We start from the raw sequence: 12,146 nt of genomic DNA on the forward strand, positions 1-12,146 counted from the left end.
ATGCTTGCGTTCACATTTAAAGGAATCTTCACGCGGGCCCGTAACCGGGTCAAGGAGGTGGCCGCACTGATCGCAGTACTTGCTTCCCGGCAGGATCACGGCCCGGCAATGGCCGCATTGAACCGGCGGAAGCATAACTGCCCCGCACCGGCTGCATACCGCCGCTTGTTCATCGACCGCACCGTGGCACTGGGGGCAGATCATATGTGGCGGGCCTTTCGTGGAACCATCATCGCTCTTGGGAATCGGACCACTGATACCTGACATGTGAGAACAAGTCAAATGCCCATTACAGCGGCTATGGCGTCGCGCATGCGGATCACCTGGGCGTCTGCATCTGGCTCACGCACCATCAGCGCCGTTGCGATGGCCATGGCTTTTTGGCGGTCCGCCCGACTGGGCAGCAGGCAGGGCAGTGCAGAAAGTGCCGCTTCCGGCGCGGATTTCATGATGCCGGACTGCTTTTTGATCATTTCGCTCAAGGTTGACCCTTGAACATCCTTTAGGCGGACATCCCGGCCAGCCAGGCCGTCATAAGCCGCAAGGCTACGCCTGCGCGTACCGGAGTCGGCATGGGTCAGCGCGACCATGATTCTCACCACCGCATCGGCAAAGCCGCCATGATCGACCTCCGCCAGCCCGCCTGCCAGACACTCGGGTGTTTCGGCGGCGCCATCGTTCGTTTCATCGTTGGCGATCGCCTGCATCCAGGGATGGTCGAAAATCGCATAAAACCAGGATTCAATTGCCCGGTCACGACAATCCCGAAAAAAATCCAGGCTTTTGGACAGCGAATCGGAGATAATCTTTTCTACGGCCAAAAAGGGATTGTCCGGCGATACCGACCGACGTTGTTTTTTCACCTCATCGGCAAGATGGACCACCGGCGCCATCCACGGATTCAGGTCGGAGAACCCATAACGGGAGGTCCGCATGGGATGCAGCTGCCTGAGCGTTTCAGCCGTGGCTTCGTTCACCGCCGCCTTCACCCAGGGCCGCACCAGCCGCCGATAAACACGATCGTTGTAATTGGAAAGCGCCTCGGCCGTTCCAAATGCAATCTGGTCATCGTCATCGTCATCCATGGCCAGGATATCCGCCATTTCCCGCGCCTCGAATCGGACCTGCCGCCTGCCGTCGTCGTCATCCGAGATGACCATTTCATACAGGCCGGGGGAGAGGTAATCAATCAGATCGATGCTGGCGATAATCTCGCGATGCTCTTTCCGGGAAACACCTGCAGAAACGAAAATTCCCAGATGACCGATGGTGCCGTGGACCATGTAAACAATGGTCTGCTGCCTGCGCCGGATTTCATCCACACTGCCCCACTCGGCAGGTATCCAGTTGAGGGCCTGCTGGGGGGGGGTGATGTTATCACCATGGGAAGCAAAGACCACAATGGGCCCCTTCATGGCCTTCAGGTCCACGCGTTGGTCGTTCATCACCAGTTGCCCCCGCTGGGCACGGTTGCCCACAAACAGCTGGTCCACGATAAAATGGATTTCTTCGGCCGTGAGCAGATAGTAGCCGTTCCACCAGCGTTCGAATTCCAGATAACGGTCAGCTTCCGTGTCAACATTGGCCCACAGGTGATAATGCTTGTTCCACAGGGTGTTGGCCGGGTTGAGGTCCTCGAATCCGGCCACCAGGTGGGCGCCGTCGAACATGCCGTTGCCCAAGTCTCCCCATAAAGCAGCCTGCCACACACCGCCTGTCAACCCCCCCTTGTAACGCATGGGATGCTTGCCCTTTACACCGGCCCAATAGGATAAGGGCGCACCGTTCATCACGATGGGCCCGGTGATGTCGGGCCTCACTGCCCCTAAAAGCGCGGCCGCCCATCCGGCCTGACAGTTTCCGATAATCGCCGGGTTGCCAGCCTGCGGGTGGCGGTCACGAACCGTTTCCACAAACCTAGCCATGGCCAGTTGAACATGATCCAGCGTTTGTCCCGCCAGCGGCCGGGTCTTGAATAAAATGACGTACACCGGATATCCCTGGTCCAAGGCCATTCCGATTTCCGAATCCCGTTTGGCACCGCCGATTCCAGGACCGTGGCCCGCGCGAGGATCGATGATGATCATCGGACGCGTGGATGCCTTGGGAGAAGCGGCGGGTATCAGGGGGTGCCGTTTTTCTTTCCCGTCCGAGGGCCGGGATGGGGATGGCGTCCGGCGGTCCCGGATCCTGGCCAGGTAAAAATTGGTGGGCGGGTCGATCTCCCGGCCATCCAACAAGATGTCGTAGGAAAAGGTCAGCACCGGGGGCTGGCCGTGACGAAGATGATCGAGATACTGGTTTCCCCGGCGTCTCATGATGTCGGCAAATAAAACCGAACGCTGAAAATAATCCCCGGCATATTCGAGAGCATCGGTTAACCAGTGCAATGGGGCACCAGTGGGGGCTAAACGGGTCGCAGGTGTTGTAGACATAGGTATCTCCGGCAGTCGGGACCGCCGTTGCCATGCGGATGCATCGCAAAAAACGGGGTAACCGACCAAGTAGGGGTTGTTTATGCTTTTGGTTTCTGTTCGCTGTCGGGGTTTTCTGATGGGTCCGGTTGTCCCGAATCCGGTTTTTTTAATGCGGATGCCTTGGTTAGACCGAACATGTTGATCATGCCATCGATGGTGGATACACCGGGTATCATCTCCGGCATGCGTCGGGGCAACTCCATGCCCATATCCAGCCACTTTCCGAATTGCTGATCAAAGGCTTTTTTGGTTTCTAGGTAGTTTTGGAGCGTTTTTTGAAAATATTTTTCGAAAAACTCACCCAGGGCATTGTCTCCGTATCGAATAATCAAGTGCAGCACCGATTCCGGCAGCAGGCTGTTTCTGCGTTTGGCCGCCTCCAGGACAATCTGGGTCAGGATGAACGCGGTCACATCCTCACCGGTGGTGGCGTCGTGAATCTGAACCTGCTCACCAGAGCGGATCATTGTCGATACATCTTCAAGGGTGACATAGCAGCTGTTTCGGGTATCGTAGAGTCGTCGATTGCTGTATTTTTTCAACACCAGGGGATCAGGCATGGGTCGATCATTCCCTTCTCGTCTTGACACACTGCAACAAAAGCTGGTTGAGAATCAGTTATCATTTTACTTTATCAGCATCAGTTATAATATATACAGTGCTTGCCAATATGCAATGACAAAATGAGATAATTGTGCAACGCAACATTTTACCATTGACATTGGCCCTTGGAGACCTATATTGATGCCAAGTGAACAGCCCATCCGAAAATCTGATGGCTGAGGTACGATCAGTCGAAACGAAGATAGTCTTTGGAATGTGGTGACGCAACCCAGGACGCTTTCCCCAAACCCATTTAAAAACAAAAAAGGAGCGCAACCATGGATCAGAAAACAATTTTCAAGCAGATGGTCGATTTCAACAAGGGCGCATTCAACAATGCCTTTAACGCCATGGTTATGGTTCAGGACCAGAACGAAACCCTGGCCAACACCATGCTGAATCAGGCCACCTGGATGCCCGAAGAGGGAAAAAAGGCCGTGCAGGAATGGGTGGAAACCTTCAAAAAGGGCCGCGAAGAGTATAAGAAGACCGTGGAGGAGGCGTTTAAGAAGGTGGAAGCCTACCTGTAGACAGGTGAGTAAGATAATCAGGAACGACCATGCAGGGGGGATGCAATATGCTCGGGAAAACCTTCGACCAGCTTACCATCGGGGATTCGGATCGGTTCTCCAAAACCGTGACCGATACGGACATATACCTGTTTGCCGGCGTTACCGGCGACTTTAATCCGGCGCACATCGACGAGGCTTACGCACAGGGCACCTTTTTCAAAACGCGCATCGCCCATGGCATGCTTTCGGCGGGATTTATTTCCGCAGTGATTGGCACGCGCCTACCGGGCCCGGGAACGGTGTACATGCGACAGACGCTTGATTTTCTGGCACCGGTGCGCATCGGGGATACGGTCACCGCAACGGTGGAGGTGATCGAAAAAATGCAAGATAAAAAACGGGTCCGTCTGAAAACCACCTGCGTCAACCAGGAAGGAACGCGGGTATTGGACGGCGAGGCATTGGTGAGCCCCCCCCGGCCGCCGAAAAACCCCTGACCCATGCCGGTGATGGGCTGTTAGGGCCCGATTCATTTTGAGTCGGGCCGCCACCGCCAATTCTCGTAATAATCCCAACCTACCATCGAGTTGAGCTGTTTGAGCTCTCCGTCCTTTTCCTGGATGGAGGCCTTCATGACGTCACCGCTGGACACCATACCGATGGTTCTGCCGTCTTTTTCGATGAGCAAGTGACGCACCCGCAGCCCCAGGAACTTGTCCATGAGATTGTAGACAGTGTCCGTGTGAGGCGCAAATATCAGGTCTCTGGTCATGTAGTCCTCGATGCGCACGGTTTTGGGGTCGAATGCTGCATCAAGGGTGTTTCGCATGAGATCCCGCTCCGTCCAGATGCCCACCGGCTTGCCGTCACGGGTCACCATAATCGCCCCGACCTTGCGCGCGTTCATTTGCCTCAGTGCTTCCAAAACGGTGGTTCCCTCCGGAACACAGAGGATCTCGCTGCCCTTTTCCTGGATCATGTCGTTGGCTGTCTTCATCTGTAATCACCTTTTTGGGGTATTATCGAGAAAGCAGATCCTTCATTTCTTACTCCCTCAAGATAGGGCGCTGCTGAAACTCTGTCAATGCGCAGGCGGGTGGCACCACGCAGCAGTTTTCCATAAAAAAAGTTGTTCAAGTCTGCACCCGGTTTTCCGATATACGAATACAGAAGACTTTCATTTTAGATTTCATACATCGCCTGGTTCGTTGAGGGTTTGCCGAGGCAAAATCCGGTTGTGGGCCCAGGCTATCGGAATGGATACGAACGGGTGGTAGCGCCATGCAGCGAGCTTCTGAATTCCTGGCCTCGAGCCTCCAGCGTCTTTTCCGGCGGCGGTCACCGGACGACATGCAGTTGGGCCAGGTGCTGGTCGAACGAGGCATCATTTCCCAGAAACAGCTGGAGACAGCTCTCGCCGCCCAACGCAGGCGACTGATCGACACCGGACAGGCCGTTCGCCTGGGTCACATAATCACAGAGCTGGGCCAGGCCTCCGAAGCGGAGGTTGTGGAGGCCATCAATAAGAATTTCAGGATCTCGGTGGCCTCCCTGTCGGACAACATCCGAGAACTCATTATCCGTCAGCGCGGTACCCTGGCCGAACGACTGCCTGCTCCGACCATCCCTATCTGGCTCAAGCTGTGCATTGGTGCTTTGATCCTTGTCACGGTCACCATCGTTTCTTTCAGTTATTTTATCATCAACCGGCAAAAGGCTCAACTTTTCGACCAAACCGTAACCGTTGGGACGGTAAGCCTCAATTATTTTGTCAACAACGCCCGCATTCCGCTCATCGATGACGATATTCTCAACCTCAACACCCTGATCAAAGAAGCCACCGCCACCGAAGGCCTACGCTATGCAATCGTGACCGACAACCACAGCCTGATCCGGGCCCATACCAATGTGAATCGGATCGGTACGGCGCTGGCATCTCCCACCCCCATGGCACCGCCGGAAATCCGTGGAGACATTTCCTACTTTGCTTTCGTTGCCGTTTCAGGTGAACAAATGTTGAACCTAACCCGGGAGGTGATCTTTCAGGACAAGATCCTGGGTGCGGTCCATGTGGGCGTTTCGTTGGATTTTATCGAGCAATTGGTCGATAAGGAAAAAGGGTTCATCATATACGTAACGGTTGTAATGATGACCGTTGGCCTGGCCATTGCGGTTTATCTGGGATTACGATTTTCAAAACCCATCTTGGAATTGGTAGCCGCCACCGAGGCCATCGGTAAAGGAGACTACCGCTATCGGGTGGAGCTCAAGCGCCAAGACGAGCTGGGCAACCTGGCCACCGCCTTCAACCAGATGGGCGAAGAGCTTTTCCGGCACTCGTTGACCCGCCAGTCCTTCGGTAAATATGTGGGCGAAGAGGTGCTGGAAATGATTCTGGCCGACCCTGAAAAGATGTGGCTCAAGGGCCATAAAAACGATGCCACGATTCTCTTTGCCGATATCCGGGGCTTTACCGCCTATGCGGAGGACCGGGAACCGGAAGAGGTGGTCGATATGCTCAACACCTATTTCGAAATTGCCACCCGTGCCATCATGGATTACGGCGGATACCTGGATAAATTCATCGGCGACGGCGTGCTGGGGGTTTTTGGTGTGCCGGTGTTCAGAAAAGATCATGTGGAGCGGGCCGTCCGGACCGCCCTGGACCTTAAGGAGCAGTTGCACATGCACAGCATCCATGGTAATCCTCTGCTGTCTGCTGTGGGCATCGGTATCCACACCGGCCCCATCGTTTCAGGAAACATTGGATCCCAGGTAAAAATGGAGTATACCGTCATCGGCGACACGGTTAACCTGGCGTCGCGTCTCAGCGAGTTGGCGGCCCCAGGTGAAGTCCTGGTGACGGAGGCGGTATATGACCGCCTGCGCGCACTCGTCTGTGCAGAACCAGCCGGCACACGGACCATCAAGGGCAAAATTGCCCCCGTGGAAACCTGGCGCGTGAAGTCCATCGAGCAGAGGGCCCATGTCAGATCAACCGATTAGACCCTATTCATTACGACTTCTCATCTACACGGCCTTACTGATTGGTACGATCCTGCTTCCGCCCGCCGTCAAGGGAGAGGAGGTGCATACCGACACGTCCCCTCCGCTGCCCCTTCTGGTGAGAGCCCGCCACACCGACACGCCTGCCACCATGGCCCAGCGGTTTTTTAACGACCCGACCAAGGGGTGGATGATCACAGAATACAACGGCAAGGAAGCTTTTGCCGGGGGTGAAGCGGTCGTGGTTCCCACGGCTCCGTTTCGACCCGGTGGTCTGGCGCCTGACAGCTATCAGACGGTTCCCGTATTGGCCTATTCGGATATTGGTGATTCAGCGGAGCAGGTGTCGCCGTCGGCTTTCTACGACCAGATGCGCTGGTTGAAAACCGAAGGCTTCGTGGCCATCACCCCCAACCAACTGGTTGAGTTCATGAAGTTCTCCGGTCAGCTTCCCCGCCGGTCGGTGTTGATTACCTTCGATACGGTATCCCAGAACCTCTACACGACCGGCATTCCCATCTTGCAGGAGCTGGAATTCACCGCAACGGTGTTCATTTCCACCGACGCGGTAGGCCGCCGGGACGCCATGACCTGGAACCAGATCAGGCAGTCCCACAGAGACGGTTTTGCCATCGGATGCCAGGGCCGAAGCGGGCGTTCATTGACCCGCCGGACCAGCGGACAGCCGTTCAAGACCTATTTCGAGTCGGTGGCCTCCGAACTGCGCTCGGCGCGCCATACGATCGAAACGCACCTGGACGAACCCTGCCTGTTTCTGGCCTATCCGCACGGCGACACCAACAGCCTGGTCTCCGCCATGGCCGCCAAACTCGGGTTTGCAGCCGCCTTTGCCAGACGAGCAGGGGAAAATGCCTTTTTCGCCGACCGGTACGGCATCCATCGCACCCCCATCGACAGTCGGATTAACGCGGAGCAATTCGCAACACTGATCACCACCCGAATCCCGGCAGACCTCAACTGATGAGACCATTGCAGCCAGTTATCGCCCTAATTGTCACCGTCATCCTTTGCGGCTGTGCAGGTACGATGGATTCGGTATCGGAGTTTTTAAATGCCGCGCCCTGGCGGACGGCGGCACAGACCGACGACGTCGGCAAACGGGCCCGATCACTCGAGGCCCGGGGTGAACTGGCCATGGCATTGGATCACTGGCGGCTGGTTGAACGTTCAGCGATTGACCCAGCGGCGGCCGCCAGCGAAATACCACGTCTTGAACGAAAGATTGCCGAATCGGTGCATGCGCACTATCAATCCGGGATGGCAGCTCTGCGAAACCAGAAGCCGGCGGAGGCCCGCAACCACTTGTTGGCCGCACTTCGCCTGGATCCCACGTTTCGGCCGGCCTTGGCACAGATCAATGCCCGTTTTTCACCCTTCCCGCTGGCCGTCCACCTGTCGGGGCCGGGTGACGACCCTGTGACCGTCGCCAAAGCCGTCTTCGGCGATGAAGAAAAGGCCTTTCTCGTGGCCTGGTTCAACGATCTGCCGGTGGATCAGGCGCTGAGGCCCGGCACCCTGCTGATCCTGCCCAAACTTGAAAAGCCGCCCACCAAGAAAGCCCGCAAAAAAAAGCCGCCCAAACAACTGGCCCAAGCCCATGCACTGCTGGCGGAAAATGACCTTGACGGCGCCCTGACCTTGGCCGGAAAGGCGGATCCGGATCATCCCGACGTGAAGGTTCTGATCCATACCATCCATCTCAAACAAGCCACTGCCCAGACTGCAGCGGGGCTGCTGGAAGCCGCCAGGTCGTCGCTTGCCAAGGTGCCGGAGGATTTCACCGGTAAGGATGCTGCCGTGCAATCGCTGCAAATCGCCTTAAAAAAGCAACAGGCCGCCATTGTCCTCGCAAACGCCCGAGACCATGTTGACAAGGGAGAGTACCAGCAGAGCCTCGAGATGGTCCAACAGCTGCTCGAGGAGGCGCCGGATCGCGTGGACGCCCGCGATCTGGCCAACGAAGCGCGCTACCGGCTGGCCCTGGACCACTTCGACCACAAGCGTTTCCTCGAGGCCCACGAGGTGCTGGAAAAAGCCGATAAAGGCCATGCGGCCAGCATGGCACTAAAAAAGACCGTTCGTGCCCAGTTGGCGAACCTGGCCCAGATTCATTACCGCAACGGCGTGAAACACTTCATCAACGAAGATCTGAAATCAGCCATTGCCGAATGGGAGATCGCCCTGGCCTGCGATCCGAATCACGACAAGGCCCGTGAGAACATCGACAACGCCCGCCGGCTGATGCAAAAAATCGATAGCCTGCCCTGACGCGCGTGCACGCGGCATCTTCTATTCATGAATGCACACCGGCCAGGTTGGCGATAATATCGCGCACATAGTCCCGCAGTTGCGCCGGCGCCATATCCGCAATGGCCGCCTGGGGGATCGCCGACCCGATAGCGACGTGCACCGGTTTGGGATTCAGGTGAAAGGTCCCTTTAGGGTGATAGTCGAACAGGCCGCAAATGGCAAAGGGCAGGATATCGGCACCCGCCTGGCAGGCCAGGTGAAACGGACCTTTTTTGAATTCACCCATCTCTCCGGTAAGCGTCCGGTGCCCCTCCGGCAGGATGATGATGGAGGTTCCCTCGCGCAGCCGCTGCCTGGCGACCTCAAGACTTTGCTTGGCTTTTTCCAGGTTGTTTCGATAGATGGGGATGCATCCCCAGCGCGTGACCAGACTCCCCCACAGGGGAATCGAAAAATGGTAGGCCGCTTCCACAGCCACATAGGTCAGCGGGATGGCGGCAGGAATCACGAACAGGTCGAACAGGCTCTGATGGTTGCCCATGATCAAATAAGTCCGCGTCCGATCCAGACCAGCCAGCCCCGATACGGTAAGCCGAATGCCCATTATTTTCGTCTGCACGGAAAACAGAAACCGGGCCAAGCGAAAAACCCGTTCCCGGGACAACAGGAACAGGCCGGCGGAGAGAATGACGAAGGTCAAGGCAAAAAAAACCGACCCCGCCGCCCACAGCAGTGCCGATCGAAAGGTTTTCATGCGAAGTACCTGACCCATCGGGGTTGAATGGAAACCTGCATCGGCGTTGACCCGAACAGCTCACCATCCGGCAAGAGCGTTTTGGGCGGATCGGTCTCTACCGAAGCCGTCGTGGCGCGGTAGAATTTCACCGCCGGATGCTGCCCGTGGGTACCCTTGAAGATTTTTGGGAAGGTGGCCATCAGTGACCGACGGTTCAACGGACCCACGACCACCACGTCGAACCGGCCGTCGTCGATCACCGCATCCGGTGCCATGAGCATCCGGCCCCCGGTGAAACGAGAATTGCAGAACTCCACGAAACAATTTTCCCCGTCGATTCGCCTGCCGTCGAGTTCCAGTTTCATCCGGTGGAACCGCAACCCCAGCACCCGGTGGAAGACCCCCAGAACATAGCTGACATCGCCGAAGCGTTTCAATCGGTGGGCCGTCCGGGCCACATCGGCAACAAAGCCGAATCCGGCGAGATTAACGAAATACCAGGGCTTCCCATTCTGGGTAAATCGGCACACGTCCACCGGCCGGGTCTCTCCTTCAATCAGCACCCGGATACCGTCTGCCGTGCTGCAGATGCCAAGATCCCGGGCGAAAGAGTTGCCACTGCCCACGGGGATAATGCCCAGCGGGGGCAGGGTGGCAGGACGATGATATTTCAAAAGGCCGTTGAGAACATGAAAATTGGTGCCGTCGCCGCCCAAAGATACGACGCCATCATAGCGCGCGGGCGTGAGTTGGCGAGCGATATCGATGGCATGGGCATGGTGCTGGGTGATGAAAATCCGGTAGTCGATGTGATGTCGGCGAAGTTTGCTTTCAACACGTGGGATGATTCGGGCACCTTTTCGCCCCCCGGCACTTGGATTGGCAATCAGTGCGATGGTCTTGGGGCGCAACGGACCGTCCTTTCTGTTCTTGGTATAAGTGGCCGGCGGGTGCTGGTTCAGTCGACTTGATGAATTTAGCGGTTCATCGGTTAATCCCTGCGATCAGAACCACCTTGTCGTGCCGGGCAGTCTCCTGGAAGCTTTTCCACGGCACCGATAAGCAGCTTCCATAGGGTATACCCAGGCGGGTAATGATCATGCCGGCTGGTTCGGAGCCGCATACGAATGCACGGTTGGTATTGATTAAATTTTAATCGCACGAATACAAAATATTTTCAATTTATTGTGGAAGTTTGAATATTATCATAAAAAATATATTTGACATATATTTGAAATACACACATAAATAGTTACCCTATATCTACTCTCATCTTAAAAGTGCCTCATGCCTCGATCGGATATCGACATATCGACGGGCCCTTTGGAAGCGACTGACAGCTGCCGACAATCCTTGGCTGCCAGCGCTTACACGGCCATTTACCGTAATATCATCAGCCTGGCCTACGAACCGGGTCAGCGGCTGGAGGAAAATCAGTTGGTGGAAAAGCTCGGCATCGGGCGTACACCCATCCGGGAGGCCCTGTTGCGCCTGAAAACTGACCTGCTGGTGGAGTCCTCCCTCGGCAAAGGATACACGGTGCGCCCCATCACCATCCAAAATACCAAAGCCGCCTTCGATGCCCTGTTGGTTTTAGAGGTGGGGGTAGCCCATCTGGCAGTCAAACAGGATGCCTCCCAGTCTCTTGCGTCGATGCAAGCGGCCAACGAAGCCGTGGCAACGGCTATGAAAGGTATGGACATTCTGGAACTGGTAGAAGCCAACGGCGTTTTTCACAGCCACTTTGCCGCCTGTTCCCGCAACCTCTACCTGATGCAGGCGCTTCAAAAAGTCAGGTGCGAAACCAATCGTCTGGCCTACCTCTCCTATGGCAATGAAATCGAACTGCAGCGATCCTTGAAAGAACACTACACTTCTGTTGTCGAGCAGCATGGCCAGATAATTGCCCTGATTCGATCGAGAGATGAAGCTGGCCTCATAGCCGTCATCAAGGAACATATCCAGATCTTTAAAAACCGGATGATCCAGTACCTGACCACCTAAAGTAAAGGCGATAGAATGATACAACCGTTCACGTATCACTCAACGCACACAATTGTTTCAGGCCATAAGATCGGACCGTCAACTTGTTGGAACAACCCGTAAGCATAAAAGGAGGAATGGAAATGAAAAAAGCCCTGTTAATTCTTATCTGTGTCGTCTTTGTCCTTTTTGCCGTTGCCGATGGATTTGCTAAAACCAAGTGGGATATGCATCTAAACTACCCGGCCGGCAACTTTCATTCTCAGGGCGCCCAGCGCTTTGCGGATCGGGTGGCTGAGGCTACCGACGGCGAGCTCACCATCGTTCTGCACCCCGGTGCGGCCCTCGGATTCAAAGGACCCGAGCTGCTGCGCTCCGTGGCCGAGGGCCAACTGGCCGTGGCCGAAGTTCCCACTGGCATGGTGGAAGGTGATGCCCCGGTGCTGGCCCTGACCGCCCAGCCCTTCATCTCCACCAATGCCTTCGAGCAGCGCCTGCTCTACCAACTGTCCAAACCCACCTATGCTAAGGTGCTGAAGAAATTCAACCAGTTCACCC

Annotated in this window: 12 protein-coding genes and 1 pseudogene; 8 read left to right on the forward strand and 5 right to left on the reverse strand. The window is 56.0% G+C overall.

Annotated features, from left to right (window positions below):
- A complete protein-coding gene (locus ABYV26_RS01330; RefSeq protein WP_372677431.1) occupies window positions 1-264 on the forward strand; it encodes a hypothetical protein in 264 nt (87 codons plus the stop codon).
- 14 nt (window positions 265-278) lie between these two features.
- Here the strand turns inward: ABYV26_RS01330 and ABYV26_RS01335 are convergent, their stop codons facing one another.
- Both ABYV26_RS01335 and ABYV26_RS01340 read right to left on the reverse strand, forming a co-directional pair.
- On the reverse strand, window positions 279-2,435 hold the full coding sequence (locus ABYV26_RS01335) for a DUF3141 domain-containing protein (protein WP_372677432.1): 2,157 nt from the start codon (window positions 2,433-2,435) through the stop codon (window positions 279-281).
- Window positions 2,436-2,515: 80 nt separating this feature from the next.
- Entirely contained in the window at window positions 2,516-3,037 is a 522-nt protein-coding gene (locus ABYV26_RS01340) for a polyhydroxyalkanoate synthesis regulator DNA-binding domain-containing protein (protein ID WP_372677434.1), read from the reverse strand.
- Window positions 3,038-3,358: 321 nt separating this feature from the next.
- On the opposite strand from ABYV26_RS01340, the gene ABYV26_RS01345 reads away from it, so the two are divergent.
- Window positions 3,359-3,610, forward strand: a complete 252-nt coding sequence (locus ABYV26_RS01345) for a hypothetical protein (RefSeq protein WP_372677436.1) — start codon at window positions 3,359-3,361, stop codon at window positions 3,608-3,610.
- 47 nt (window positions 3,611-3,657) lie between these two features.
- A complete protein-coding gene (locus ABYV26_RS01350) occupies window positions 3,658-4,089 on the forward strand; it encodes a MaoC family dehydratase (protein ID WP_372677438.1) in 432 nt (143 codons plus the stop codon).
- 32 nt (window positions 4,090-4,121) lie between these two features.
- Here the strand turns inward: ABYV26_RS01350 and ABYV26_RS01355 are convergent, their stop codons facing one another.
- Window positions 4,122-4,589: a cyclic nucleotide-binding/CBS domain-containing protein gene (locus ABYV26_RS01355; protein WP_372677440.1), complete on the reverse strand. Its 468-nt coding sequence runs from the start codon at window positions 4,587-4,589 to the stop codon at window positions 4,122-4,124.
- 284 nt (window positions 4,590-4,873) lie between these two features.
- On the opposite strand from ABYV26_RS01355, the gene ABYV26_RS01360 reads away from it, so the two are divergent.
- The 3 genes from ABYV26_RS01360 to ABYV26_RS01370 all read left to right on the forward strand — a co-directional run bounded on the left by ABYV26_RS01360 (window position 4,874) and on the right by ABYV26_RS01370 (window position 8,887).
- Window positions 4,874-6,598: an adenylate/guanylate cyclase domain-containing protein gene (locus ABYV26_RS01360; RefSeq protein WP_372677442.1), complete on the forward strand. Its 1,725-nt coding sequence runs from the start codon at window positions 4,874-4,876 to the stop codon at window positions 6,596-6,598.
- Window positions 6,579-7,580, forward strand: coding sequence for a polysaccharide deacetylase family protein (locus tag ABYV26_RS01365; RefSeq protein ID WP_372677444.1), 1,002 nt, complete (start codon window positions 6,579-6,581; stop codon window positions 7,578-7,580). The genes ABYV26_RS01360 and ABYV26_RS01365 overlap by 20 nt, the downstream gene beginning before the upstream one ends.
- A 65-nt stretch (window positions 7,581-7,645) precedes the next feature.
- Entirely contained in the window at window positions 7,646-8,887 is a 1,242-nt protein-coding gene (locus ABYV26_RS01370; RefSeq protein ID WP_372677446.1) for a tetratricopeptide repeat protein, read from the forward strand.
- A 25-nt stretch (window positions 8,888-8,912) separates the two neighbouring features.
- On the opposite strand, the gene ABYV26_RS01375 is transcribed toward ABYV26_RS01370, so the two are convergent.
- Both ABYV26_RS01375 and ABYV26_RS01380 read right to left on the reverse strand, forming a co-directional pair.
- The gene (locus ABYV26_RS01375) at window positions 8,913-9,623 is read right to left on the reverse strand and encodes a lysophospholipid acyltransferase family protein (RefSeq protein ID WP_372677448.1); all 711 of its coding nucleotides are present in this window, start codon (window positions 9,621-9,623) and stop codon (window positions 8,913-8,915) included.
- Entirely contained in the window at window positions 9,620-10,516 is an 897-nt protein-coding gene (locus tag ABYV26_RS01380; RefSeq protein ID WP_372677450.1) for a diacylglycerol kinase family protein, read from the reverse strand. The genes ABYV26_RS01375 and ABYV26_RS01380 overlap by 4 nt, the downstream gene beginning before the upstream one ends.
- A gap of 376 nt (window positions 10,517-10,892) precedes the next feature.
- Between ABYV26_RS01380 and ABYV26_RS01385 the strand changes: the two genes are divergently transcribed.
- Window positions 10,893-11,609 carry a GntR family transcriptional regulator gene (locus ABYV26_RS01385; RefSeq protein WP_372677452.1) on the forward strand — a complete coding sequence of 239 codons (717 nt, stop codon included), beginning with the start codon at window positions 10,893-10,895 and terminating at the stop codon, window positions 11,607-11,609.
- Window positions 11,610-11,731: 122 nt separating this feature from the next.
- Window positions 11,732-12,146, forward strand: a pseudogene (locus ABYV26_RS01390) (hypothetical protein); the annotation flags it as partial.

The organism is Desulfosarcina sp., from assembly GCF_041551955.1.
Classification (GTDB): domain Bacteria; phylum Desulfobacterota; class Desulfobacteria; order Desulfobacterales; family Desulfosarcinaceae; genus Desulfosarcina.